This window comes from Clostridium sp. AM29-11AC (genome assembly GCF_003480545.1).
GTDB classification, from domain to species: Bacteria; Bacillota; Clostridia; order Lachnospirales; family Lachnospiraceae; genus Otoolea; species Otoolea saccharolyticum_A.
Map to the genome: position 1 here is coordinate 52,192 of NZ_QUJI01000010.1, position 25,604 is coordinate 77,795.

The 25,604-nt window shown below is 51.5% G+C and carries 21 protein-coding genes; 7 read left to right on the forward strand and 14 right to left on the reverse strand.

The window, feature by feature from the left end; all coding sequences use genetic code 11:
• Positions 1 to 460: 460 nt before the first annotated feature.
• On the reverse strand, positions 461 to 2,143 hold the full coding sequence (gene treC, locus DW757_RS09185) for an alpha,alpha-phosphotrehalase (RefSeq protein ID WP_118751537.1): 1,683 nt from the start codon (positions 2,141 to 2,143) through the stop codon (positions 461 to 463).
• A 20-nt stretch (positions 2,144 to 2,163) separates the two neighbouring features.
• Positions 2,164 to 4,179 carry a PTS system trehalose-specific EIIBC component gene (treP, locus tag DW757_RS09190; protein ID WP_118751538.1) on the reverse strand — a complete coding sequence of 672 codons (2,016 nt, stop codon included), beginning with the start codon at positions 4,177 to 4,179 and terminating at the stop codon, positions 2,164 to 2,166.
• Positions 4,180 to 4,455: 276 nt separating this feature from the next.
• Between treP and treR the strand changes: the two genes are divergently transcribed.
• Positions 4,456 to 5,178: a trehalose operon repressor gene (gene treR / locus DW757_RS09195; RefSeq protein ID WP_118751539.1), complete on the forward strand. Its 723-nt coding sequence runs from the start codon at positions 4,456 to 4,458 to the stop codon at positions 5,176 to 5,178.
• Positions 5,179 to 5,343: 165 nt separating this feature from the next.
• Here treR and DW757_RS09200 read toward each other — a convergent pair whose 3' ends face one another.
• The 6 genes from DW757_RS09200 to DW757_RS09225 form a co-directional block, all read right to left on the reverse strand.
• Positions 5,344 to 7,233, reverse strand: coding sequence for an ABC transporter ATP-binding protein (locus DW757_RS09200; RefSeq protein WP_015572921.1), 1,890 nt, complete (start codon positions 7,231 to 7,233; stop codon positions 5,344 to 5,346).
• A complete protein-coding gene (locus tag DW757_RS09205; protein WP_015572920.1) occupies positions 7,226 to 8,959 on the reverse strand; it encodes an ABC transporter ATP-binding protein in 1,734 nt (577 codons plus the stop codon). Before DW757_RS09205 ends, DW757_RS09200 begins: the two co-directional genes overlap by 8 nt.
• A gap of 18 nt (positions 8,960 to 8,977) precedes the next feature.
• A complete protein-coding gene (locus DW757_RS09210) occupies positions 8,978 to 9,523 on the reverse strand; it encodes a MarR family winged helix-turn-helix transcriptional regulator (protein ID WP_021965860.1) in 546 nt (181 codons plus the stop codon).
• A 243-nt stretch (positions 9,524 to 9,766) separates the two neighbouring features.
• Positions 9,767 to 10,270: a DUF2798 domain-containing protein gene (locus DW757_RS09215; RefSeq protein ID WP_118751540.1), complete on the reverse strand. Its 504-nt coding sequence runs from the start codon at positions 10,268 to 10,270 to the stop codon at positions 9,767 to 9,769.
• 279 nt (positions 10,271 to 10,549) lie between these two features.
• Positions 10,550 to 11,119, reverse strand: a complete 570-nt coding sequence (locus tag DW757_RS09220) for a chromate transporter (protein WP_008397508.1) — start codon at positions 11,117 to 11,119, stop codon at positions 10,550 to 10,552.
• A complete protein-coding gene (locus DW757_RS09225) occupies positions 11,116 to 11,799 on the reverse strand; it encodes a chromate transporter (RefSeq protein ID WP_227910182.1) in 684 nt (227 codons plus the stop codon). The genes DW757_RS09220 and DW757_RS09225 overlap by 4 nt, the downstream gene beginning before the upstream one ends.
• Before the next feature lie 693 nt (positions 11,800 to 12,492).
• Between DW757_RS09225 and DW757_RS09230 the strand changes: the two genes are divergently transcribed.
• From DW757_RS09230 to DW757_RS09240, 3 genes are all read left to right on the forward strand, one after another.
• Positions 12,493 to 14,334 (forward strand): NAD(P)-binding protein, encoded by a 1,842-nt coding sequence (locus tag DW757_RS09230; protein WP_118751541.1) that lies wholly within the window; start codon positions 12,493 to 12,495, stop codon positions 14,332 to 14,334.
• Positions 14,328 to 16,094, forward strand: a complete 1,767-nt coding sequence (locus DW757_RS09235; protein WP_118751542.1) for an NADH-dependent [FeFe] hydrogenase, group A6 — start codon at positions 14,328 to 14,330, stop codon at positions 16,092 to 16,094. Before DW757_RS09230 ends, DW757_RS09235 begins: the two co-directional genes overlap by 7 nt.
• Positions 16,095 to 16,156: 62 nt before the next feature.
• The gene (locus DW757_RS09240; RefSeq protein WP_243033551.1) at positions 16,157 to 16,543 is read left to right on the forward strand and encodes an MmcQ/YjbR family DNA-binding protein; all 387 of its coding nucleotides are present in this window, start codon (positions 16,157 to 16,159) and stop codon (positions 16,541 to 16,543) included.
• Between the two features lie 175 nt (positions 16,544 to 16,718).
• Here DW757_RS09240 and DW757_RS09245 read toward each other — a convergent pair whose 3' ends face one another.
• Both DW757_RS09245 and DW757_RS09250 read right to left on the reverse strand, forming a co-directional pair.
• Entirely contained in the window at positions 16,719 to 17,198 is a 480-nt protein-coding gene (locus DW757_RS09245) for a hemerythrin domain-containing protein (protein ID WP_182433286.1), read from the reverse strand.
• A gap of 39 nt (positions 17,199 to 17,237) precedes the next feature.
• The gene (locus DW757_RS09250) at positions 17,238 to 17,744 is read right to left on the reverse strand and encodes a flavin reductase (protein ID WP_118751544.1); all 507 of its coding nucleotides are present in this window, start codon (positions 17,742 to 17,744) and stop codon (positions 17,238 to 17,240) included.
• Between the two features lie 459 nt (positions 17,745 to 18,203).
• Here DW757_RS09250 and DW757_RS09260 point away from each other — a divergent pair, with 459 nt between their 5' ends.
• Genes DW757_RS09260 through DW757_RS09270 form a run of 3 tightly spaced genes read left to right on the forward strand, consistent with a single transcriptional unit; the run spans position 18,204 to position 21,252 of the window.
• On the forward strand, positions 18,204 to 18,992 hold the full coding sequence (locus tag DW757_RS09260; RefSeq protein ID WP_118751545.1) for a LemA family protein: 789 nt from the start codon (positions 18,204 to 18,206) through the stop codon (positions 18,990 to 18,992).
• Between the two features lie 11 nt (positions 18,993 to 19,003).
• Positions 19,004 to 19,966: a DUF3137 domain-containing protein gene (locus tag DW757_RS09265; protein ID WP_118751546.1), complete on the forward strand. Its 963-nt coding sequence runs from the start codon at positions 19,004 to 19,006 to the stop codon at positions 19,964 to 19,966.
• Positions 19,967 to 20,010: 44 nt separating this feature from the next.
• Positions 20,011 to 21,252 (forward strand): tetratricopeptide repeat protein, encoded by a 1,242-nt coding sequence (locus DW757_RS09270; RefSeq protein WP_118751547.1) that lies wholly within the window; start codon positions 20,011 to 20,013, stop codon positions 21,250 to 21,252.
• A gap of 204 nt (positions 21,253 to 21,456) precedes the next feature.
• On the opposite strand, the gene DW757_RS09275 is transcribed toward DW757_RS09270, so the two are convergent.
• The 4 genes from DW757_RS09275 to DW757_RS09290 form a co-directional block, all read right to left on the reverse strand.
• Positions 21,457 to 23,109, reverse strand: coding sequence for a recombinase family protein (locus DW757_RS09275; protein ID WP_118751548.1), 1,653 nt, complete (start codon positions 23,107 to 23,109; stop codon positions 21,457 to 21,459).
• 72 nt (positions 23,110 to 23,181) lie between these two features.
• Positions 23,182 to 23,349, reverse strand: coding sequence for a hypothetical protein (locus DW757_RS17385; protein WP_009891878.1), 168 nt, complete (start codon positions 23,347 to 23,349; stop codon positions 23,182 to 23,184).
• 267 nt (positions 23,350 to 23,616) lie between these two features.
• On the reverse strand, positions 23,617 to 24,975 hold the full coding sequence (locus DW757_RS09285; RefSeq protein WP_118751550.1) for a virulence-associated E family protein: 1,359 nt from the start codon (positions 24,973 to 24,975) through the stop codon (positions 23,617 to 23,619).
• On the reverse strand, positions 24,935 to 25,588 hold the full coding sequence (locus tag DW757_RS09290; protein ID WP_118751551.1) for a CHC2 zinc finger domain-containing protein: 654 nt from the start codon (positions 25,586 to 25,588) through the stop codon (positions 24,935 to 24,937). Before DW757_RS09290 ends, DW757_RS09285 begins: the two co-directional genes overlap by 41 nt.
• Positions 25,589 to 25,604: the final 16 nt, after the last annotated feature.

Here is a 25,604-nt window from a genome sequence, read left to right on the forward strand (position 1 = left end):
GCGCACTCGCCGCAGTGGTGTTTTGGCTCCCTTCGGGCGCCAGCGGCTCGGCGCAGGTATAATGCCCGCTCTGCGGCCATTATACCATAAGTCCTTCGGCTGTACAGGGGGGAGTTTCTGGGGGGAGGGAAAGGGATTTTTTCTGAATTGGAAAGTTTTTTCGTGGGAGAGCTTCCCTGATTTTTTCTTCCAGAAGCCCAGTCGGGCGGGAGCAATCCCTTATATTTCCTGCATTTTCTGCATTTTTCAGGAATGCTCCCGCCCGACTGGACTTTGATTATTTTTGTTCTGAGGTACTGTTTTACTTATTGATTTTTTCTATTCTCAGTTTCTTTTTGCCTGAATTTTCTATGCCTGATCCGGCCCTTTTACCGGCTGGCGCCTGTATATTTTTCTGCCTGGCTCTCTGCCTTGACTCTCCTATGCCTGCCGGCTGATTTCCTTCTGCCTCCTTAGGCTGTTACGCCTTCTTCTCTTCCAGGAGCGCTCTCACCTCAAACGGCTGGAGCGGCGTCTTAGCAGGCTCTGCGCTGTCCGTCTCGGCAGCCGGTGCGGTTTCTGCTTCCCAGTTTCCCATAAGCAGGCGGGCTTTTTTGCTGTACTCCTGCTTCGCACCCTCGAATTCCTGGCACATTCCGGAAAAATTGCAGAGCACTGTCAGCTTTTCCTGAGAATTCTCCCTGACATAGCCAATCACCTTTTCATTTCCCGTCTCCAGGAACCGTACGGAGCCTTCCGAGATGACGCTGTGCTCTTTTCGCAGACGGATCAGCCTGCGGTAAAAGTTCAGGACAGAGGTCTTATCTTCTCTCTGGGCCTCCACATTGATCGTCTCATAGTTGTCCGGCAGGCTAATCCACGGCTCTGCCCCGGAAAATCCTGCATTTTTCCCGCTGTTCCACTGCATGGGCGTGCGGCTGTTGTCCCGGGAGCGGGCCTCGAGAATCTTCAGGGCCTCTTCCTCTGTCTTCCCCTCGGAAAGCATAATCCTGTAGTAATTCAGGCTCTCCACATCACGATAGCGGCTGATGTCATGGTAGTGAGGATCTGTCATGCCAATCTCCTCGCCCTGGTAGATATACGGAGTTCCCCGCAGCAGGTGGATAAAAGCCCCGAGCATTTTGGCCGACTCTTTCCAGTATTTCCTGTCATCTCCAAACCGGGTCACAATTCTGGGCTGATCGTGGTTGCACCAGAAAACGGCATTCCAGCCGCCATGCTCCTCCATCCCCTCCTGCCAGGTCTTAAACAGCTGCTTAAGCGCCTGCAGGTCTGGCTCTTTCAGTTCCCATTTATTTCCATTCCTGTAATCCACCTTCAGGTGGTGGAAGTTAAAGCACATGGAAAGCTCATGCTCCGCTGGGTTAGAGTAGCGGATGCAGTTTTCCAGAGTGGTGGAAGACATCTCTCCCACTGTCACCATGCCGTCAATGCCGGAATCCCGCACCAGCTCCTTCAAATACTCGTGAACTCTCGGCCCATCTGTGTAAAAGCGGCGGCCGTCTCCCTCCTCGTCGTTCTGAAAGCAGTCCGGTTTTGAGATCAGGTTCACCACGTCAAACCGAAATCCCTCTACCCCCTTATCTTTCCAGAAACGGAGCACCTTTTTAAGCTCCTCCCTGACCTTCGGGTTTTCCCAGTTCAGGTCGGCCTGCGTCACATCAAACAGGTGGAGGTACCACTTTTTCAGTTCCGGCACGTACTGCCACGCATTTCCTCCGAATTTGGATACCCAGTTGGTGGGCGGTTCCTGCCCCTTCCCATCCCTGAAAATATAGTAGTCCATATATTCCGGATCTCCTGCCAGAGCCTTTTTAAACCATTCATGCTCGGTGGAGGTGTGGTTAAACACCATGTCCAGCATCAGACCGATTCCCCTCTTTTTTGCCTCCCGCGAGAGTTCCTCAAAGTCCTCCATGGTGCCGTATCTGGGGTCCACGGACAGATAATCCGCCACATCGTATCCATTGTCATTCTGCGGAGAAATGAAAAACGGTGTCAGCCAAATGTAATCGGCTCCGAGAAATTGAATGTAGTCGAGTTTTTCCGTCACTCCCCTTAAATCACCCAGTCCGTCCCCATCTGTATCCCGGAAGGATTTAGGGTAAATCTGATATATCACCTTATCCTTAAAGCTGTTCATCTGTCCTCTCCTCTGATTTTCTATTCCTCAATCTCTGCCACAACGGTTTCTCCGGCCTGTGCATCCATTCCGGTTCTGTAGCTTAAAGCTCCCCGGCCGGTGCCGTCTGTCACAGCCATAATAGTAACAGCCCGCTTTCCGGCTTTCTGAATCTTGTCCCGGTCAAATCGGATGAGGGGCGTTCCTGCCTCCACCACATCCCCCTGGTTTACCAGATACTTAAAACCGTCACCGTTCATCTGCACCGTGTCAAGCCCCACATGGATCAGAAGCTCTCTTCCATCCTCCATCACAAGTCCCACTGCGTGCCTGGACTCCTGCATCAGCACGGCAACCGTGACCCTGGCAGGAGCCACCACTGTATCGCTCTCCGGCTCGATGGCGATTCCGTCTCCCAGGATTTTAGCTGAGAACACACCGTCTCCGACTTCCTCAATCGGGATCACCTTACCGGAAAGGTATGCCACAAGATGCTCCTTTTCTTTGCCGTTTCCATTCCCACTGTCCGCGTTTTTACAAACCTCTGCACCTTTTTTAGGCTCCTTCTCGCCGCTCTGGAGCTCTGCTCTGTCTTTTTTGTCCTCCTCTGCTGCCAGCCCTTCCTCCGTTCCTCTGTCAGCCGCTGACAGTTTCTTCTGTCCTGCCAGCATGGTCAGGATAAACGGAATGACGATGGCAGCCGCCATGGCAATGGCAAAGGTCGGCATGGAGGCCACCTGAATAGACAGGATGCCTGGAAGTCCTCCCACTCCCACTGCATTGGCCGTGGTGCCTGTTGCCACTGAAATCACGGCTGCCGCAGCGGAGCCAATCATGCCGCAGATAAATGGGAAGGTATATTTCAGGTTGACGCCGAAAATTGCAGGCTCTGTCACACCCAGATAGCAGGAAATGCAGGCCGGAACATTGACCTCCTGTGCCCTGGTGTTCTTTTTCTGAAGACGGATCATGGCGAGAACGGCCGAGCCCTGCGCAATATTGGAGAGAGCAATCATGGGCCAGAGCATAGTTCCGCCATAGTCAGCGCAGAGCTGAAGGTCAATGGCATTGGACATATGGTGAAGTCCCGTAATGACAAGAGGTGCATAGGCAAAACCGAAAATTGCCGCGAACACCACCTTAAAGCTGCCTGTAATCCCCGCATAAACCACGGAAGAGATGGCAGAGCCGATCTTCCAGCCAATGGGTCCCAGCACCCAGTGAGCCGCCATCACTGCCAGCAGAAGGCTTAAGAAGGGCACGACTATCATGGAAATGGCCTGGGGCACAATCTTCTTAAAAAAGCGCTCCAGATAAGCCAGGGTAAAGGCCGCCAGCATAGCCGGAATCACCTGTGCCTGATAGCCGATCATATTGATCTGGAAAAAACCGAAATCCCACTTGGGAATCTCTGCCGCAGCCGTGCCTGCCACACTGTAGGCATTTAACAGCTGACTGGAAACAAGGGTAAGTCCCATGACGATGCCCAGCATCTCCGTCGTTCCCATCTTCTTGGCCACCGACCAGCAGATTCCAACCGGAATTCCCACATGGAACACAGCCTCTCCAATGAGCCATAAAAATGAGTCGACGCCCGCCCAGAACTGGCTTAAATCGCAGAGTGTCTTTGTCCCGTTTTCAAACAGGTAAAGGCTGTCAATACAGTTTCTAAAGCCCAGGATCAGACCTCCTGTAATGATAGCAGGAATCAGAGGAGCGAAAATCTCTGCCAGAACTGCAATAGCCCTCTGAAGCGGATTCTGATTTTTCTTAGCCGCCTGTTTTACCGCATCCTTGGACACTCCCTCAATACCCGCCGCTGCGGTAAAGTCATTATAAAAGAGAGATACGTCATTTCCGATAATTACCTGAAACTGACCTGCCTGGGTGAAGCTGCCCTTCACTGCCTTTAATGCCTCAATTTTCTCCACATCTGCCTTCTTCGGATCATTTAGCACGAACCGCATTCTGGTCATGCAGTGTGAAACCGCGGCAATATTTTCCCTGCCGCCCACAAGCTCAAGGAGCTGTCTGGAATCCTCTGTGTACTTGCCCATCGTTACCCTCCGTTTTTATTTCTGGCTTTTCCTCTCTCGGGATGATACCGCTTTTCCCTGGAAAAGTCTCTGCTGAGCCCCGGCATGGTATGTTTTTCTTCGAACCGGGTTTAACTTGTTTAAACATCTTTTTATAATCCCGTTATAACACACTTGTTTAAACGTGTCAATCAATTTTTCCTAAAATCCATTGACTTTTTCTTCTATATTTAATATCCTTGATTTAGTTTCGGCCAGACACTGAAATTTATACAAGAAAACGGGAAGTGAGTACCTATGCCAAAGGCAAAATTTGAACAGATTTACAGGGATCTGAAACGGAAAATAGAAAATGCCACCTACGGCTTTCAGATGCTTCTGCCGTCGGAAAATATCCTGACAGAGGTCTATTCCTGTTCGCGCAATACGGTCCGCCGGGCCATCTCTGCCCTGGCGGCAGAGGGCTATGTCCAGTCCCTTCACGGCATTGGGGTGCGCGTTATCTTTCAGCCTGTAGAACAGGCAGCCTTCACTATCGGCGGCATCGAATCCTTCCGGGAATCTGCTGCCAGAAACCACCTGAATGCCTGCACCAGAGTTATCTGCTTCATGGAACTGACCGCCGATGAGCGGATCAGCAGGCGTTCAGGCTTCCCCGTAGGAAGTGAACTCTACTATATCCAGAGAGTCCGCTACCTGGACAAAAAAGCCCTGATTCTCGACATCAACATGTTTCTGAAGGAGAAATGCCTGGGACTGACTAAAGAAATTGCTGAGGATTCCATCTACAGCTACCTGGAGCAGGAATGCAGACTGAACATCGTCACCAGCAAACGGAAAATGACGGTAGAGCTTGTCACAGAGATCGATGAGAAATACCTGGAGCTTGGCGACTATAACTGCCTGGCCGTCATATCAAGCCAGACCTTTGATGCAGACGGAGTCATGTTTGAGTACACCCAGTCCAGGCACAGACCAGACTACTTCTGCTTCCAGGATACGGCAGTGAGGAGAAAATGAAAAGGGGAGTGGGGAAGGGAGAGGCGTTCAGGTTCCAGCGAAGTCACCTGAACGCCTCTCCCTTCCCCTGCGCAGTGCGGCGGATGGGTGTTCCCACAAGGAAAAAAGAGGAAGATTTTCAGTGACTTCGCTGGAACTGAAAATCTTCCTCTTTTTTCTCCCCCACTAATCCAACTCCAGTTTTCCTGTATAGAGCTGGTAGTAGATTCCTTTTTCTTTGATTAAGTCCTCATGGCTTCCTCTCTCCACGATCCGGCCGTGTTCCAGAACCATGATGGCGTCGCTGTTTCTGATGGTGGAGAGCCTGTGAGCGATAACGAACACAGTTCTGCCCTTCATCAGGTTATCCATACCCTGCTGAACAATCTGCTCGGTTCTTGTGTCGATGCTTGAGGTAGCCTCATCGAGGATCAGAACCGGCGGATCGGCCACTGCGGCTCTGGCGATGGCCAAAAGCTGCCTCTGCCCCTGTGACAGCTCTTCGCCGTCGTTTGTCAGCATGGTGTCATAGCCCTTTGGAAGCATCTTGATAAACTGATCTGCATGGGCCAGCTTAGCCGCCGCAAATACTTCCTCATCTGTCGCATCCAGCTTTCCATAGCGGATATTGTCCATAATGGTTCCTGTAAACAGGTGGGTATCCTGAAGCACGATTCCCAGGGAGCGGCGCAGATCTGCCTTCTTGATCTTGTTGATATTGATTCCGTCGTAGCGGATTTTTCCGTCCTGCACGTCGTAGAACCGGTTGATCAGGTTGGTGATGGTGGTCTTTCCGGCTCCGGTAGAGCCTACAAAGGCCAGCTTCTGCCCAGGCTTCGCATAGAGGGTCAGGTCATGGAGAACCATTTTCTCATCTGTATAGCCGAAGGTCATGTCAAAGAAGCGCACATCGCCCTTCAGCTCCGTGTAGGTAACGGTGCCGTCTGCCTGATGCGGATGCTTCCAGGCCCACATTCCCGTGCGCTCCGTACACTCTGTGATCGTTCCGTCTGCGTCTTTTCTGGCGTTTACTAAGGTTACGTATCCCTCGTCCACCTCCGGCTCCTCGTCCATCATGCGGAAGATCCGCTCAGCTCCGGCGAGAGCCATGACAATGGAGTTGAACTGCTGGGCGATGGACATGAAAGGCTGTGTAAAGCTCTTTGTAAACTGCAGGTAGGACGCCATAACGCCCAGAGTAATTCCTCCGATTCCCATTACATAGAGGAAGCCTCCCAGAACGGCTGTCAGAACAAACTGCAGGTTTCCAATGTTTCCAATCACCGGTCCCATCATATTGGCGAAGGTATTTGCATTGGCAGCACTGTGGAACAGCTTCTCATTCAGCTCATCGAACTCTTCCTCTGCGATGCGCTCATGGTTGAATACCTTGATCACCCTCTGACCGTTCATGTGTTCCTCCACAAAGCCGGTCACATCAGCGATGGCAAGCTGCTGCCTGAGGAAATACTTTCCGCTGTTTCCGCCGATAGTCCTTGTCACAAGCAGCATGACGATAATCATGACAACCGCAAGGACTGTTAAAAGCGGGCTTAACACCAGCATGGAAATAAAGGTCACAATCACCGTCAGCAGAGACTGAAGCACCTGTGGGATCGACTGGTTGATCATCTGCCTTAAGGTATCTGTATCATTGGTATAAAGACTCATGATGGAGCCGTTTGTATTCTGGTCAAAATAGCGGATAGGGAGCTTCTGCATATGCTCGAACATCTCATCCCTGACCTTCTTTAAAACGCCCTGACCGATATATACCATCAGCCTCGTGTAGATAAAGGTTGCCGCCACGCCGCAGAGGAAAATGGTTCCCAGTACGGCCAGCGCTCCGTAAAGCTCTGAATAGTCTGGGTTCTGCTGTCCTATCAGCGGAATAATGAAATCGTCCAGCAGGAATTTCAGCGACAGGGATACGGAAATAGACGCGATGGAGCTTATGAGAATACAGCAGAACACGCCGATAAATCGCAGCTTGTAATCCCTCAGCACGTATCCGAGAAGCCTTTTTCCTGTCAGTAATGTGTCCTTTGTCACTCTCGGTTTCTGCATCTTACTCATTATCCTCACCTCCCTTGACCTGTGACTCATATACCTCCCGGTAAATAGCGTTTGTCTTAAGCAGCTCCTCCGAGGTTCCGATTCCGTTTACCATACCGTCTTCCATGACGATGATCATGTCTGCGTCCTCTACGGAGGAAACCCTCTGGGCAATGATAATCTTCGTGGTATCCGGAATCTCCTCCCTGAAGGCTTTTCTGATCAGGGCATCCGTCTTCGTGTCAACCGCGCTGGTGGAGTCGTCGAGAATCAGGATTTTCGGCTTCTTCAACAGAGCTCTCGCAATGCAGAGTCTCTGTTTCTGACCGCCTGACACATTGTTTCCTCCCTCCACAATCATCGTGTTGTAGCCGGCCGGAAACTCTTTCACAAAGCCGTCAGCCTGAGCCAGCCTGCAGACTCTCTGAACCTCCTCGTCACTGGCATTCTCATCTCCCCAGCGGATATTGTCATAGATGCTTCCGGTAAAGAGCACATTTTTCTGAAGAACCATGGAGACCTGATCTCTCAGCTCTTTCAGCCCGTACTCCCTCACGTCGATACCTCCGACCTTCACACAGCCCTCTGTCACGTCGTAAAGCCTTGGGATCAGGTTTACGAGGGAGGTCTTCGCGCTTCCCGTTCCTCCGATGATTCCCACTGTCTGGCCTGACTTGATGTGAAGGTTGATATTCTTCAGGGAAAGATTTCCTCCCTTTCCGCCATAGCTGAAGGATACGTTCTCAAAATCGATATCACCGTTCGGCACTTCCTTCACTGCATTAGCCGGATCCTGCATCTCAGGCACCTCTTCAAGCACCTCCGCGATTCGGTCTGTGGATGCTTCTGCAATCATGATCATAACGAACACGAAGGTTACCATCATCAGCGACATGAGAATCTGAAATGCATACACAATCACGCTTGTAAGCTCTCCTGTCTCCATAGTCTGATTGATGATACTCCGCCCTCCGACCGAAACCATCAAAAGAATGACGCCGTACATGAAAAACTGCATCGTAGGCGCATTCCAGGCTACAATCTTCTCAGCCTTTGTGAACAGCGTGTACACCAGTCTGGAAACCCCGTGGAATTTCTCAATCTCATAGTCCTCCCGCACATAGGCCTTTACCACGCGGGCGGCGTTTACGTTTTCCTGAACGGAATTGTTCAGCACATCGTACTCATCAAATACCTTAATGAAGTGGGGATGAGCCTTTTTCGCAATAAACATGAGGATTCCGCCCAGAATGGGGATCAGAATCAGCAGTGCAACGGAAATTTCCACGTTGATTGTAAGGATCATCACCAGGGAGAGAATAATCATAATCGGCGCCCTGGCCAGCAGTCTCACGCTCATCATATATGCCAGCTGCACATTCGTAATATCTGTCGTAAGCCTGGTTACAAGGCTCGAAGTGGAAAAATGGTCAATGTTTTTAAATGAAAAATCCTGTATTTTGTAGAAAATATCATGGCGCAGGTTTTTGGCATATCCTGCCGCTGCGACTGCCGCAAATTTTCCGGCCATGGCGCCGAAAAACAGCGCAAGCATTGCCATGACAACCAGAATGGCGCCCATCTTCATAATGTAGGTCAGGTCTCCATTCTGGATGCCCACGTCAATGATCTTTGCCATCTGCAGCGGAATCAAAACTTCCATTAAAACTTCCAGGATCACGAACACAGGGGCCAGAATGGACTCCCGCTTATATTCCCGGATAGATTTAAACAGTTTTCTGTTCATGGTTTCCTCCTTGTGCAATTACTTGTTGTCATTTTCTGGGAAGGAACGGACTTCCTTAGGGAACTCTCTGCCGTGAAATCCCTGTGCTCTGCAGTCCTGTTCCCCGCATGAAAGATTGCGGGACATCCGGTTCAGCACGCGGATACAAATTTCAAGCTCTCCCGGCTCAATGCCCTCCAGCATCTTCTTCTCCACATTTCTGATGTCCTCAAGCACCCCGTCCCTGAGGGCCAGGGCTTTCTCAGTAGGGACCACCCTTTTAAGCCGGGCATCCCGCTTTACGCTCTCCCGGCGTATAAAGCCGTTTTTCTCCAGAAGCTGCATCATCCCTGTAGCCGTGGACTTCCTGATGTGAAACTCTGCCTCCACGTCCTTCTGATATATCTCCCTGTGCATGGAGGCCAGGATAATAAAATGGAGCATATGACGCTGAAGCATCGTCAGCCCACTGTCATCCACCGGGACGATAAAATGGCGTTTCAGCTGATTCGACAGGATGTTCACCATCCGTCCCGCATTCTTACAGCAGAGTTGTTCGCCGCAGTCTTCTGCTGTTGTACACATAGTCTCACCTCCGTCTAAAAGCAGGCCCGCAGCTGATTTTCTCTGCGGAAATTAATTGTTCGCTACCTAACTTTTGAAAGTATAGTAGGATTTTTTTTTATTGTCAAGTAGGAAAATAAAAGTTTCTTCAAAAAGTTGTATTGTCAACTATTGGACTGTCCCAATCTGTTTTCTGAACGCAGACAGGGAAGACTTCCCTTTCAGGAAATCTTCCCTGCCCCCTGGCTTTGCCGTTCTGGCCCATCAGCTTTTGGCCTCGCCTGTCATGACGATGCTTCCTTCCGGGAATGCACGCCTGAAGAGAAAGCGCACCATGGGTCCTGCGATCAGAAGCTGGAATGGCAGGGCCATAATGAAATTTCGGGGAATATTGAAAGCCCAGATAAAAAGCAGAGTCCCCCATTCTCCTGTTCTCACGCAGGCCTCCGCTGCCCCGAACAGAGACATGATAAATACCATGGGGACTACCATGCAGCTTGAGACCGCGATTACCATGCAAAACGGGCTGGATGCTCCCGGCTTTACAAGAAAGTGGAAGGCAAAGCCCTTGGCAAGCCCCGAAACCAGAAACCAGTCACAGCACATGGCAAACACATAGGCAACCGGAAATCCCAGCCAGGCGTCAGCGAGGACGGAAAATGACAGTCCTCCCTTGTGAAGAGCTACATTGTAAATACTCATCCAGAGTACCATCACAAAACACATCATCACTGTATAAATAAAACTCTCTCTTCTGTTTTTCGGCATACTTTTTCTCTCCTTTTTCTTTCCGGCTTTTTTCTGCTTTCGTCTTTATTTTGCAGGCAGACGCAAAAAGCCTGCCGCCCGTTATAATAGTTTATCATCGGGCCATGCAGGCAAATAAGCGTTTTTTTCATTTTCATGAATCTGTCAAATTACCCTCTCCGGTTTTTGAATGATTTAGGAAAATTATCCAGGAATTCGACTTTCATCTGCGTGTTTTCCCTTATCTTTTCTGTTGAGATTTGACAAATCTGCATTTACTGTCTGTTTTCCGTTCTCACCTCATCCCTGTCCCCCTGACAGAATCCCCCACAAAAGATTTGCCCCTCCGCACAGGCACATCACAAGGATGGGATTCCATTTCAGCCGGCGCAGGAACAGAAAGGCCGCCAGAAAGATGACTCCGCCTGCAAGGTGCAGAGCTTCCGCGCTCACCGCCCCTTCCCCGAACAGAGCCGTTTTCAGCATGGAAAGACCTGCCGCCGCAATCAGGGCCACCACAGCCGGGCGCAGGGAGGACAGCACCGCCCCCACGGCAGAAGCGCCCTTGTACCTGTAATAGAGGAAAGCCAGAAAGGTAACGATAAACAGCGCCGGAGCAATACATCCGGCTGTGGCGGCGAAAGCCCCTGGGATTCCCGCTATGCGTATCCCCACAAAGGTAGCGGAATTGACGGAAATCGGCCCCGGCGTCATCTCTGCGATTGTCACAAGATTGGTGAACTCGCTCATAGTAATCCAGTTTTTTCCCTCCACTACCTGGCTCTGAATGAGAGGAATTGCAGCATAACCTCCGCCTACGCTGAACAGCCCTACCTTTAGAAAGCTCAGAAAAAGTTCCACATAGATCATCTCTCTGCCCTCCTTCTTCTAAAAATCACCATTCTCAGCGCTCCCGCTGCTGCCGCTGTAAGGATAATACAGATCACATTTATCCCCAGAAAAAAATCAGCCGCAAACGCTCCTGCCAAAATCAGGACAGAGTAGATGCTCCGCTCTCTCGCCACACCTGTCCCCAGTTCACAGGCCACATCCAGAATCACTGCAGCCACTCCCGCCTGCATTCCCTGCATAGTCAGAGCTACATATGGGTTAGCAGAAAATGTCTCGTAAAAGAATGAAATAACCGACAATATGGCCATGGGCGGGAGAACCGTTCCAAGCACCGCCACAGCCACTCCAGGCGGACCGCACACCTTAAGCCCCACAAGAATTGCCGCATTCACGGCAATCGCCCCCGGAGAGGACTGAGCCAGAGCCGTAAAATCCAGCATTTCCTTCTCATCAATCCAGTGCAGCCCGTCCACAAATTTCCGCTTCATAAAGGTAACGATGACAAAGCCTCCCCCGAAGGTGAAGGCGCTGATATAGAGCGTTTCCAGAAATAAAACCCAGAGCCTCTGTCTCTTCCGTCTGCGCTCAGTGTTTTTCTCTTCTCTCCCTCTGTTTTTGTTTTCCTGCCCATCAGTTTCTCTCTGGCCTTTCGCATCATTCCAGCCTGGCTTCTCTTGTCCTGCTTTTTTTCGTACCATCTTTTCTACCCAACAGCCTGCAGTTTTTATATTCCTGCATAGCAGCCTCTCTGTATTTTGCCCATACGGCATATTTTGTTCCTCAGTGTCTGTTTTCCGGAGCCGCCCTGACTCCCTGTACGTCTGCCTCTCGGACCGTTTACTGCAGACATGCCTGAAATGCAGATGGAGCCGTCTGAAACTCCTCCTCTTTTCTCGTTTTATTATAGGAAAACGGCCGGCAAATTACAATTCCGTTTTTACTTCTTGAGGCTCCCCTGAACCGGCTTCTCCAGACACCGGAGAGGAAACTGTTTCATAGACCTCCCTATGTTTCCCTGCAGACTCGATTCTTCCCCATTCCATTGCCAGTTTGCACAAATTTATTTCTCATAATTTGTAAAGTTTACACGATTCATTTGACATTTCTTCGAAATTATCCCTAATTTTTTCTACAGTCTCACGAAAATCCATTTACTTTTTCATACTATTTTGATATTATATTCAATATTCAATTTTAATTTTCTGGCCGATATTTCGTCTGAAAACGCAGGTTTCTCTTTGTTTTTTGACGGACCATGCAGGCTTCCCTTTCTCACAGAAGGAGGCTTCGGGACTTACCTTTCAGGAAGACACGGATCTGCAGATACAGCTGCATTCCTCCGCGTCCGGCATGGATAATCACTGTTTCGCCAGAGAGAAAGGAGCTTCATCTTGAGCAGACTCAGTATTGTTACCACCAGCAGGGCCCAGACGGTCGTGGAAGGTCTGTATAAGGATCTGGAACGCCGGATTGTTGCCAGCCCGCCGGGGCTCTGTCCGGTGGATTTGACCGCCTCTTTTCTGAAAATGTGCCTGGCCCAGAGCTGCGGCAAATGCGTTCCCTGCCGCGTCGGACTCTCCCAGCTTGAATCGCTGTTTGCAGACATTCTCGAAGGGCGCGGGACCCATAAAACTCTGGAACTGATCGAACGGACGGCCCGCGTGATTTCATCCACCGCTGACTGTGCCATCGGCTACGAGGCCGCCAATATGGTTCTTAAAGGACTGTCCGGCTTCCGCGAGGACTTTATAAGCCACATTGAAACATCCCGCTGCAACTACCATCTGGATCAGCCGGTTCCCTGTGTGGCGCTCTGTCCGGCAGGCGTGGACATTCCAGGCTACGTGGCTTTGGTGGCCGCCGGCCGCTACGCAGACGCAGTCCGCCTGATCCGCAAGGACAACCCCTTCCCGACGGCCTGCGCCCTTGTGTGTGAACACCCATGCGAATCCCGCTGCCGCCGCAATATGATCGACGACGCCGTCAACATCCGCGGCATAAAAAGAGCAGCTGTGGACAACGCCGGAATTGTCCCGCCGCCGCCCTGCGCTCCTTCAACGGGAAAACGGATTGCCATTATCGGAGGCGGTCCCAGCGGCCTGTCTGCCGCATACTATCTTCAGCTTATGGGCCACCAGACAACGGTCTTTGAAAAGCGCTCCAAGCTGGGAGGAATGCTTCTCTATGGAATCCCCAGCTACCGGCTTCCCAGAGAACGGCTTCAGGAAGACGTTGACGCCATCTTAAAGACGGGCGTTGAGGTAAAGACTGACACAGCAGTCGGAAGCGAACCTGGCCAGGTTTCCATGGATCTTCTCCGCCGTGAGTATGATGCCGTTTACATATCCATCGGAGCCCACACAGATAAGAAGGTGGGAATTGAGGGTGAGGATGCCGAGGGCGTCATCTCGGCTGTGGAAATGCTCAGAGAGGTCGGACGCGGACGGATGCCTGATTTCACAGGAAAGAGAGTCTGTGTCATCGGCGGCGGCAACGTGGCCATGGACGTAACACGCTCTGCCATTCGCCTGGGAGCATCCCACACTACTATTGTCTACAGACGCAGAAAGGATGACATGACAGCTCTTCCTGCAGAGGTGGAGGGCGCTGTCGCTGAGGGTGCTGAAATTCTGGAGCTGCACGTACCGGAGCGGATCGAGACGGATGAAAACGGACGGGTGACTGCTCTCTGGGCTTCACCGAAGATGATAGGCCTTATCAAAGACGGTAGGCCTTCCCCGGCCTCTTCCGGTGAGCCGTCTCTGCGCATTCCCTGCGATGTTGTGATTGTCGCCATCGGACAGGGCATTGAGACAAGGCATTTCGAAGATGCCGGCATCCCCATCCGCCGCGGTGTCATCCAGGCGGCAAACTGGAGCGCAGTGGAACACGCTCCCGGCGTCTTTGCAGGAGGCGACTGTGTGACAGGTCCCGCTACCGTTATCCGGGCGATTGCTGCCGGTAAGGTAGCCGCCGCAAATATTGACCAGTATCTCGGCTACAACCATATCATCAGCGTCGATGTGGATATCCCTGATGCCGATTTCTCCGATCGCCCGCCATGCGGCCGCGTAAACATGAAGGAGAGAGATGCCAACGAGAGAAAACACGACTTCCAGCTGGCAGAATGCCCGATGAGCCTGAAAGAGGCCAACCAGGAGGCACACAGATGCCTGCGCTGCGACCGCTTTGGCTATGGAAGCTTTAAAGGAGGCAGGACAACGGAATGGTAAATATAATCATCAACAGACAGAAAGTTTGCGTCCCGGAAGGAACAACCATCCTGGAGGCTGCAAAAAAAATCGGAATCAATATCCCGACCCTCTGCTACTTAAAGGGAATCAATGAGATCGGAGCATGCCGCGTCTGTATTGTGGAAGTGGCCGGGACAAGCCGCCTTGTCACCTCCTGCAACACCCCTGTCACAGAGGGTATGGAAGTATTCACCAACAGCGCCCGCGTCCGGGAGGCCAGAAAGACCAATGTGGAACTGATCCTCTCCCAGCACCACACAAACTGCCCCACCTGCGTCAGAAGCGGAAACTGCAAGCTTCAGAAGGTAGCAAATGACCTGAATCTGGTAACAGACGAATACCCGATCCACTACGCCAAAACCCGCTGGACTACTACCTTTCCTCTTGTCAGAGACGCAGGAAAATGCATCAAGTGCATGCGCTGCGTCCAGATTTGCGACAAGATTCAGAGTCTGAATGTGTGGGATGTTCAGAATACCGGTTCCCATACGACAGTGGATGTATCCAGGGGAAGGGAAATCAAGGCTTCCGACTGTTCCCTCTGCGGCCAGTGCATCACCCACTGTCCCACCGGTGCCCTTCAGGAGAGAGATGACGTTTCCAGAATCTTCAGCATGAACGGAGATCTGAATAATCCCGACAAAATCACGGTTGTCCAGATTGCACCTGCCGTGCGGGCTGCCTGGGGAGAGGAATTCGGCCTCTCCAGGGAATTTGCCACTGACAAGCGGCTGGTGGCAGCTCTGCGCCGGATGGGCTTTGACTATATCTTCGACACTACTTTCAGCGCCGATCTGACCATCATGGAGGAGGGAACGGAGCTTATCGAGCGGCTGAAACACAGAGAGGAGTTTCAGTGGCCCATGTTTACCTCCTGCTGTCCCGGCTGGGTTCGTTTCCTGAAATCACAGTATCCAGATATGGAAGGACAGTTATCCACAGCCAAATCACCGCAGCAGATGTTCGGCGCAGTCACGAAGAGCTTTTTCGCCGCTAAGCTTGGCGTGGATCCGGACAATGTCACCTGCATTTCCATTATGCCCTGCGTGGCCAAAAAGCAGGAGGCAGATCTCCCAACTATGTATGACGGCAGCGTGAAGGATGTGGACTATGTGCTGACCACCCGGGAAATCTGCCGGCTGATCAAGGCTGAGCAGATTGATGTCTTCTCTCTTCCGGAAGAAGAATTTGACTCTCCTCTGGGCCAGTCCACCGGAGCCGGGATCATTTTCGGAGCCACAGGAGGCGTTATGGAGGCAGCTCTTCGGACAGGCTACCACCTGGTAATGGGCAAAAATCCTGATCCGGATGCCTTCTCGGCTGTCCGCGGAATGGACGGCTGGAAGGAGGCTGAATTCCGCCTGGGAGGCACAGTTCTTCGCACAGCGGTTGCAAGCGGCCTTGGAAACACCAGAAGGCTCATAAATGCCATAAGAAGAGGTGAGGCAAGCTACGATTTCGTCGAAATCATGGCCTGCCCCGGCGGCTGTGCAGGAGGAGGAGGCCAGCCGATCCACGACGGCAGGGAAGAGGCTGCAAACCGGAGCGAAACTCTGTATCAGATGGATCAGAAAAATCCTGTCCGCTTCTCCCATGAAAACCACGAGGTTCAGGAACTTTACAGAGCCTACTTCGGAAAGCCCGGTTCCCATCTGGCGCACCGGCTCCTCCACACAGATCACAGCGGCTGGAAGATGCCGGGTGAAAAGCAGGCTTTTGCAGCAGATGAGCAGGCATAGGCAAACATCATTTTGCCGGGCTGCAGTTTCGGCTGCAGTTTCAGAGAAAGGGGGAATCTGCTGTGGACAGAGGCGTGCGCACCCAGGTGATCGGCCGCATTCAGTCCCTGTATGGAGTTTCTCCCGAATATCTCTGGAGCAGCTCCCCGGACAGCGCAGTATTCCGACACACTGAAAACGGAAAATGGTTCGGGGTTCTCATGCGAGTTTCCGCAGAAAAGCTGCCCCGGCTTAGGGAAACGGGGACCGGCGGCACAGAATTCGTAAATATTCTGAATCTGAAATGTGAGCCGGAGCTTGCAGCGGCTCTGGCAGCCGGAAAGCGTGGAATCTTTCCCGCCTACCACATGAATAAAACTCACTGGATCTCCGTCTGCCTGAACGGCAGTGTATCAGAAGAGGAGCTGGACTCCCTGATTGAGCTGAGCTTTGAGCTGACTGGAGTGTAGCAAAGAAGGCCTCCATCAGGATTCTTGTCTCTTCTGAAGGGCAATTCTGAAGGGCAATCGCCCACTGCCCGTTTCAGCCATAGGGAATACCTGTTTCTTGCAGGGGAAAAGGGAGGGGAGCTTCCTGGCGTTTTAGGCCAGGAAGCTCCCCTCCCTTTTCTCTGTCTGTACCGCTCTATCGTTCGTCGCGATCAAGCTGTTCCAGCACCTCTCTTGGAAGAGCGCGCTCAGCAAATGGATAGACCACTTCATTCTCCTTCTGGATATGCCTTTTTAAAAGCTGACAGTATCCCATAGCCGCAGACAAAATTTCCAGCTTGTGTTCCGCTGACGGCTCTCTCTCGTATGCGTCCAGGGCTTCCTCCAGCTCCGCCGTCAGATGCCTTGCCATCTCATGTTCTACCAGCATACCGCCCCGTATAAGCTTCCTGGCAGGCTCGCCAAGGTGCTCCAGCATGGCGGCAAACAGGCCGTCCTCCTCTTTTCTGTGATGCTGTTCATCCGCATAGGAGCGGATAAAGGCCACAGCCTCCCGGAAAGCCTTCCTGTTGAGCTCGCCCGTTTCCATGAAGTGAATACAGGAGGCCTTCAATTCTGCCGTAAAATGTTCTATATTTTCATGCTGCCGCCTAAGTGTGTCAATCAGTACTCCCACGTTTGTCCCTCTCTCCTGCTCTTCCAAATGCTCCCTGAACTACTCTCTCACCAGCACTGCCTCGATGGAACCGATATACATGGTGTGATAATCCCTGTCTGCATACCATTTTTTATCATTTTCCTTCACATCGAAGTTCTCCGGGGTCATCTTCTGGTGAAACTGCTTTCTGCACACCAGAATCAGCTTTGCCTCCTCAAATGCGGCTGTCCCGTCTGCGTCCACAGGTGTAAGCCCCGCCTCCTTGATCTTATCACAGTCCCTCCCTGATACCTTTCCGCAGAGGTTTAAGGCCGGCCGGTAGGCCTCGTCAAATACGGAGATTGTAAACCGTTCTTCCCTGTCCACGAACTCCTTCGTGTAGCGGGACTGGCGGATATAGACTGTGGCTGACGGTTTTCCCCAGATTACTCCAAGGCCTCCCCAGCTTGCAGTCATTGTATTGCAGTCTGACACCGTCCCTGCTGTGATCAGCATCCACTCTTTGCCGATCATGGAAAATGGGTTGACGCTTAATTCCTCCGGGGCAATTCTTTTAAATGACATGGCTCTATCCTCCTTAACATCTTACTGCCGTGATGCCCGCCCGAAGCGCCTTTTCTGGTTCACTTTCCCCTTCAGTCTGTCTCCGAACGCAAACATCCCTCTCCGGCATTTTCTGCAGTCTATTATAAATTTTAATTTTCCTCAGGTCAAGTAAAGCTGAACTCCCAATTTCGCCGGAAACTCTGAACCTGGTTTGCCCAGGACTTTCGTCCGTTTCTCCTGAAAACACCCGCAGAAGGCTTAGCCGCCGCATTCTTATTATCTTTGCCATAATGTCAAGTGATGAATTCAATAATTTTGGATTCGTTTATTGTATAAAAGATGGTTTGGTTTGCATCGCTACTATTTTGATGCTGCGAGGAGCTAACTGATTGACAAATGAATTACTTTGTTGTCTAATATAAAATATAGATATTATAGAGATTCTTGTACTTCAAATAAGATAACGGAGGTATAAGCATGTTTATCATAATTGGGTGTACTGTTTTTATTCTGCTTCTGATAATCGGGGTCATTTTGGTGTACAACCGATTGCAACAGCTTTCAGTAAAGGTAGAAGAAGCCGCGTCCGGCATTGACGTGGCCTTAGAAAAGCGTTGGGATCTTTTAAATGAACTTTTGGCAGCGGTAAAAAAATACCTTTCCCATGAGTATGAAACTCTTACAGGCGTTACGGCCCTGCGCAGCAGTACGGGATTAGAAAACCAAAGGCTGAATCAGCAGGCGGAGATCTCAGCCGAAACAGTGCGCAGCATTGACCAGGAAATTAACTTTCAGAGCCAGAATATGCAAAAGATCCGAAGCCAGCTAAATGAGGAGCACAACAGGGGTTCCAGCTTTCAAAGCCGTTTTAAAGCCCGCAGTCAAAACCATAGTCAAAATCAAAACTCCCAAGGTCAGCTGCGCCAAGCAGACCGCAGCAGGACTTCAGCCGTCAGCCAGAAAATAGAGGCCCTGGCCTCTCTCCACCGCGACTTAAATGGCGTAACCGCCGGAATCGACGCCCTCTATGAGCAGTACCCCTTATTAAATTCCTGGATTTCCCTTGATCAGTACCAGCGGGCCGCTTTCCAGACCGAAGAGCATTTACAGGCCGCAAGGCGTCTGTACAACTCCAACGTTTCTTTGTACAACCAAACCCTTCGAACCATTCCATGGGCCATTGTCGCCTCCCTATGCCGCATGGAACCGGCCGCTTTCTATGAAGCAGATGAGAAAAAACGGAATTTTGAAGCGAATTTTGACTAAAGGAGCCTGAAATGGACGAAAAAACAATAGAAGCCTTACAGAAGAAGTCCCGCAGGAGCTACTATTTTGCCGCGGCTTTTTCAGCTACAGTATTCCTGGCTATCACTTCCGTTCTATTCTTTCTCCTGTTGACCACCCCAAGCGGCATAGCTTATTTAGAGGAAAGTCCCAAGGAAATGATTACCGGAGTGATTGTCCTGCCTGCCCTTCTGGCCGTGGGAATTTATCTCCTTCTCTATTATCTATTTGTGAAGACAACTTATGAAACCTTCAACCAGGCTTTTAAAGGTACATATGTGCTGCAGATCGTGGAGACAGCGGGCGGATTTTCCAACCTGTCCTATTCGCCCAAAAACGGATTGGACTACAACGAAATCCGCGACAGTCATGTAGTAAACAGCGGAGAATATAAATATTTTAAAAGTGAAGACCAGCTTTCCGGAACTCTTTACGCTATACCGTTTTCCTATAGCGACGTTGTTACCCAGTATTTAAAGCGCAATGGGAAAAAGTCGGAAATCCGCACGATTTTCAGCGGTCAGGTCATGCGCTTTTCCCTTCCTAATGAATTTAAATGGAGCTTTGGCCATCTGCAGATTTTTGAAAAAGAATTTCTTTCCAACTTAAAAGGCTACACGGCTCCCTACAAAATTCAGACTGAAAATGAGGCATTTAACCAAAGATTTGAGATTTTTGCAGCAGATGAGCACAACGCCTTTTATCTGCTCACTCCCCGGATGCTAGAGCAGATCATCCGATTTGCGGATTTTGCAAACTGTCAGATTGCCCTTGCCTTTGTAGGAATGGCCCTGTACGTGGCAGTGGACCGCCCTCACAGTATGTTCAACGCCTCCGTCCGACAATCCCTTACAAAACAGCGGCAGCTTATTTTTGACGATGCAATCCTTTTAAAAAAAGCCGGAGAAATTTTGCTTTTCGGAACAGATGCTCACTCTAACCAGGAACAGCCATGAATCTTTCCGTCTAAAGACAGATTTCACCTTGAAAGGAGACTATTATGGGAAAATTTTTCAGCGATGACGTAGAAGCCGCACTACAGTACATCTATTATGATAACCGCCTCAGGCTTCACCGAGGACAGGAGGGCTTCAACCTTCTGCTAAAGGCCTCTGAGGCCGGCGATGGAGATGCGGACTGTGTGCTGGCCCGATGCCTAAGCGGCTATCAGTATGTATGGCCGGGACACCATTTTCCGGTGGATGACAAAAAAGTGATGAAGCTGCTCCACCGCTCCATTGAACGGGGCAGCGCCTTAGGAATCCTGGTGGCCAAGCGCAGCGGCCTCTTTACCCCTGCCTGGCAGAAAAAATCTCCCATTACCTTAAAGGAAGCCTTCAAACAGGTGTTAGACAAGGCGGCGGGAGGGGAGGCCTTCTGTCAGTACACCATAGGAAATACCTATTTCTGGTGGGATTTTCTTTCCATCGAGGAAAAAAGCCAAAACGACTTTCCCAGCCAGGAAGCCTTCCGTTCCTACATGATCGAACATATTACCAAATGCGAGGACTGGTTCTGGCGGGCTTTTAAAGGCGGCATATACTTTGCAGGAAATAATCTGGAACATTATTACCGGAATGGGGATGAGGGCTATGTGACCCCCCAGCCGGAAAAAGCAGCCCAAATTTTCCCCATGGGCGCCGAAATGGGCTATCCGCCCCACCAGATTTTCTACGCCAACGACCTGGAAAAAGCCGGAGAAAAGGAAAAGGCACACTACTGGAGACTTCAGGCAGCCGAAGGGGGACAGCCCGGCCTCTGGTATGAAATCGGCATCGACTTCTACGATGGAAGGGGGGTAGAGAAAGATCCTCAAAAAGCCTGCGAGTATTTTAAGAGATCCATCGAAGAAGAAAATAATGGGTATGCCTACGATATGATGGGACTTTGCCTGTTTTTGGGCATTGGAATTTCTCAGGACCGAGCCAAGGCCTTTGAGTATTTTTCCACGGCCAGGCAGCTCCTGAAGGGCAATACCTTCGACTACCCATTTCTGGCCCACTGTTATCTGGATGGCTTCGGCACGGCGCAGGACTATCAGGAGGCATACCGGCTGGCATGGGAAACCAAAGATAAACCCCGCAGTCTTTACGTCTTAGGCCGCATCTACTGCGAGGGCTTAGGGATGCCCCAGGATATTGCCATGGGCGTGGAATTCTTAGACCGGTCCGGTATTGACGATGCCAATGAAGAGCGCAAGCACTACAAAAAATCTCTCTTTGGGCGGTGGAAACGGGTATAAGATTTTAGGATTCCACTCCATGCTACTGCCGGATCTCCTAAAACCTGCTCACTCGTGGTAATGTAATTGGAAAATTTGTGTGGGGATATTTCTACAGAAATCATAAGCAGTAGTCATTTTCGTTACCTAATAAAACTGATTTTCCACGTACATAGCTTAAGCCCCATAGGTCCGCATTCTGTACCTATGGGGCTTAAGCCTTATTTATGCTGCAATCTCCGGGATTTCCCCGACAAAGTTATACACGATCCTGACTTCCTGCACCTTTTGGCCGTCCACCTTTTTGACCTCGCCAATCAGAATCCGGCTGATGAGCCGGTTCAGCACCGCCTCGTCCAGTTCCTCGATGGCAGCATAGCGCCGGATTTCCTTGATAAAGGTGCGGACTTCGCTTTCCTGCGCATCCGCCCGGCTCTGCATCACCGCCAGATCGTGCAGACATTTCTGGTTGGCTTCCTGCTCCTGTTCCAGCGCCGCTGTCAGCTTCACAAACCGCTGCTCGGTCAGGATGCCTTTGGCCTTATCGGTGTACAGGCTTAAAAACATCCCGTCAATTTCCTGATTCCTGGCTTCCAGCCGTTTCCGTTCTTTCTCCGTCTGAGAAGCGTCCACCAGATACTGGCGCTCCATCCGGCGGCTGAGCCGCTGGTAGAACGCATCGGCATCCTTCATGGCCTGCGCCGCCAATTCCTGAATATCCTTCAGCAGCAAATTATACAAATCCCTTGCTTCAATCTTGTGGCTGGTACAGGCGTTCTTGCCCAGCCGGTTGTAGGTCTGGCAAATATAGTATGCCCTGTCAATCGGCTCCCGCATTTCGCCGGTGAACCGGTTCTTTCCGGTTCTGCCGACCTTTTCATACCGTACCTGCATCGACTTCCCGCAGGTGGCGCAGTAGACAAGCCCGTGGAACAGGTTATAGAAGGGGCAGGCGTTGCCTTTCATAATGGTGGGCCTGCGGTCAATGATTTCCTGCACCTGTTCCCATTCCTCCGGCGTCACAATCGCTTCGTGGCAGCCCTCGATGACCTCCCAATCCTCACGGGGGATAATGTCATAAGTGTTGGAGCGGATGCCTTTCTGATGTGTCCGGCAGACAAGATGTGCGCCCTTATAAAAGGGATTCCGCAGGATATGGCTGATCCTTGCGCTCCCCCATGAATAGTAGTTCACGTCACATTCTGTATTGCTTTTTACTCTGGTGATGGGGATTTTATCATCCATGAGCTGCTTTGCGATCCGCATACAGCCCCAGCCGTCCAGTGCCATATCATAGATTTTTCGGATCACCGGCGCTGTTTCCGGGTCAAGGATCAGATGCCCTTTGTCCTCCGGGTCGCGCATCAGGCCAAGAGGCGGCTGCCCGCCGCAGAACTTTCCCTGCCGGGAACGGGTCATGCGTCCCGCCAGCACCTTTTTGGAAATATCCCGGCTGTACATATCGTTCAGAATATTCTTAAAGGGCGTGATGTCCATTTCCTGACGGGTCAGGCTGTCCACACCGTCCGTGACGGCGATATAGCGCACATTGTGTTTGGGGAAAAAGATTTCGATATAGCTTCCAGCTTCGATATAATTCCTGCCGAGCCTCGATAGGTCTTTCGTGATGACACAGCCGATTTTCCCCGCCTCAATGTCAGCGATCATGCGCTGGAACGAGGGACGATTGAAATTGCGGCCCGTATAGCCTTCATCCACATAATACTCATACTGGAACATCCCATGCTTTTCTGCGAAGTCCCGGAGCATGAGTTTCTGGTTGCTGATGCTCATACTCTCATTGTCGCCGCCGTCATCCAGAGAGATACGGCAGTAGAGAGCGGTGATTTTCTCATAGACTTGTTTTTTCCTGCTCATAGCGTTCTCCTTCTATGAACAGGGACACGATACCATTATAGTACCATGTCCCCGTCCCTGAATCAACCGTTTTTACGCAGCTTTTTCTGCCATTTCCCGCTGATGACGCCATTCCTCGAAGTGTTCGCAGGTCTGGCGCTCAATGAGCTGCTCAAAGGCTTCCCGCATGGACTTCTCCCCGGAGAACTCCCGCACCACCACAAAACGGACTTTATTCTTCTGATTTTTGCTTTTTTCCATAGGCTACCTCCATAGAGAGACAGGCCGGACGGCAGCACCGGCAACGAAGTCCGGCAACGAACCTCCAAAAACCTGTAAACTACCGTCTGGCCTGTAAATCTTACTTTGTGAATTTTTTTGAAAAATCTCGTTGCTTTCGTTGCCGGAGATAAGGATAAATATTAAAATATCCCTTATTTACTGGCTTTTCCCGTATCCAGACAGGGAAATCCCCGGCAACGAACCCGGCAACCAACTGACAACCATCCCGGCAACAGACCGCCGTTTTCAGGCGATCCACTCCTTCGGAAGCTCCAACTGGCGGCATTCTTCCTCGCTCAGTTCCACAAATCTATCTTCGTTGCCGAGCAGTTCGTTGCCGGAAACATCCCGTTCCCAGCCCTTCTGCCTGCCGTATCCGGCGAACATCCTCGGATTGGAGAACGGCTTCCAGCCCGTCACCACCGTGTTCATGATCTCGTTAATATTGTGAAGCTGCCACCGCTTCGGCTCGTCATAGGTGTGACCCAGCGCCTCCTTGAATAGCTGTTTGGAGCAGACCATGCTGCCGGTGTAGTGTTCCAGAAAGCCCTGTATCTGCCCGGCCTCGGTGTCCTCCGGCATGAAATCCTTCTGCACCTCCACAAGCTGCCGCTGGATGGACTTGCTGAATTTCATGGAATACTTCCCGCTGCGGTAAACCGTCATGGCCTCCGCCCAGACCTGCAACAGGTAGGCTCTGGAAGCGTCCTCGTCCTCCAAAATGTGAACCTCCGCATTCTCCGGGTAAATCATGATGGGAAGGAAACGCCGGTTCCCGGCCCGGTCAAGGGGCAGAAAGTCCAGCGTGTTGGAAGAACCGCCAAACACGCACTGCCGCAGCCGGTCTTTGGGCTGGGCCTCGTAGGGCGTCCGGTAGGTTTCCTTCTGGCGGCTGATAAACGAGCGGATTTCCTCAATGCTTTTGGCGCTGCTGGTGGCCAGCATCTCCGACATCTCGATGATCCAGTGGCCTTGCAGCTTCAAAAACACCCGGTCATCGTCCAGCTTTTTCAGGTCATCGGAGAACCACTCGTCCCGGATCGCCAGCAGACGGAAGAAGCTGGACTTGCCAGCCCCCTGTCCGCCCACCAGACAGAGCATTTCCTCGTATTTGGAGCCGGGGGAAAACACCCGCCGGATCGCGCCCAGCAGGAAGTGTTTTAACATTTCCTCCACATAGTCGCTGACCTCTGCACCTAAGAAGTGATGGAGACAGGAGCGGATGCGGGGCGTCCCGTCCCAGACAAGGCCGTTCAGCACGTCCTGTATGGGATGGTAGCAGTTTTCGTTCGCCACGATGGACAGAGCAGCCGTCATCTTTTTCTCGCTGGTCAGTCCGTAGTTCTGCTCAAAATAGAGAAGCAGGTACTTCACGTCCGTATCCGTCAGGGCGCTGGTGTTCCTGCGCCAGCCCAAATCCCGCACGATGTCCACCCGGTCAGTCAGGAGGTTCAGCCGTATGGCGTCCCGCAGCAGCGGGTCATGGCAGAACACCGTCCGGCAGTTGCCGATGGTGTTGGCGGGCTGGCCTTTCTCCGTGACGGAGAGGCTTTCCCGAACCTCGTCAACGCTCTGCTCCGGCGCTAAGGCTTCGGCTGCGCTCATGGCGGCCTGCCGGGTGGCTGGCGGTAAACTCTGATATTTGCTGCTCAATCTTCCTCACCTCTTTTCCATACTCAGCGACTACGGAAGCACGTTCCTCCATACTGCCGGACAGCAGAATATCCAGCAGATACTCCGTGTACGGTTTCTTTTGCAGTGCCTCCACAAACAGCGGGTTCCATGTTTCCTCCGGCGTCTGCGGGGCGTATTCTTTCTCCCAGCGTTCCAGCAGATGCAGATAATCGCACAGCACCCGGAAACATTTCTGCTCTGCCTGCCGGCAGCGCAGTTCCTCGCTGATTTTTCTCTTGACCGGCCTCCTACGGGGCGGGTCATGGCCTTTGGCGTCATAGCTGACCGAGAAATCCTCCGCCAGTTTCAAGGCCACCTCTTTTTTGTTCAGTCCGAACAGACGGGAGGTAAAATCAATCACATCCCCGTCCGCCTGACAGCCGAAGCAGTGGAACCGGCGGTCAACCTTCATACTGGGATGTTTATCATCATGGAAGGGACAGCAGGCCATCCCGTTCCTGCCAACCTGTATTCCGTAAGATTCCGCAGCCTGCCTTGTGGGGACAGCCTGCTTCACCGCTTCAAACACATTCGATTTTCTCACCTCCAGACAGAGAAAA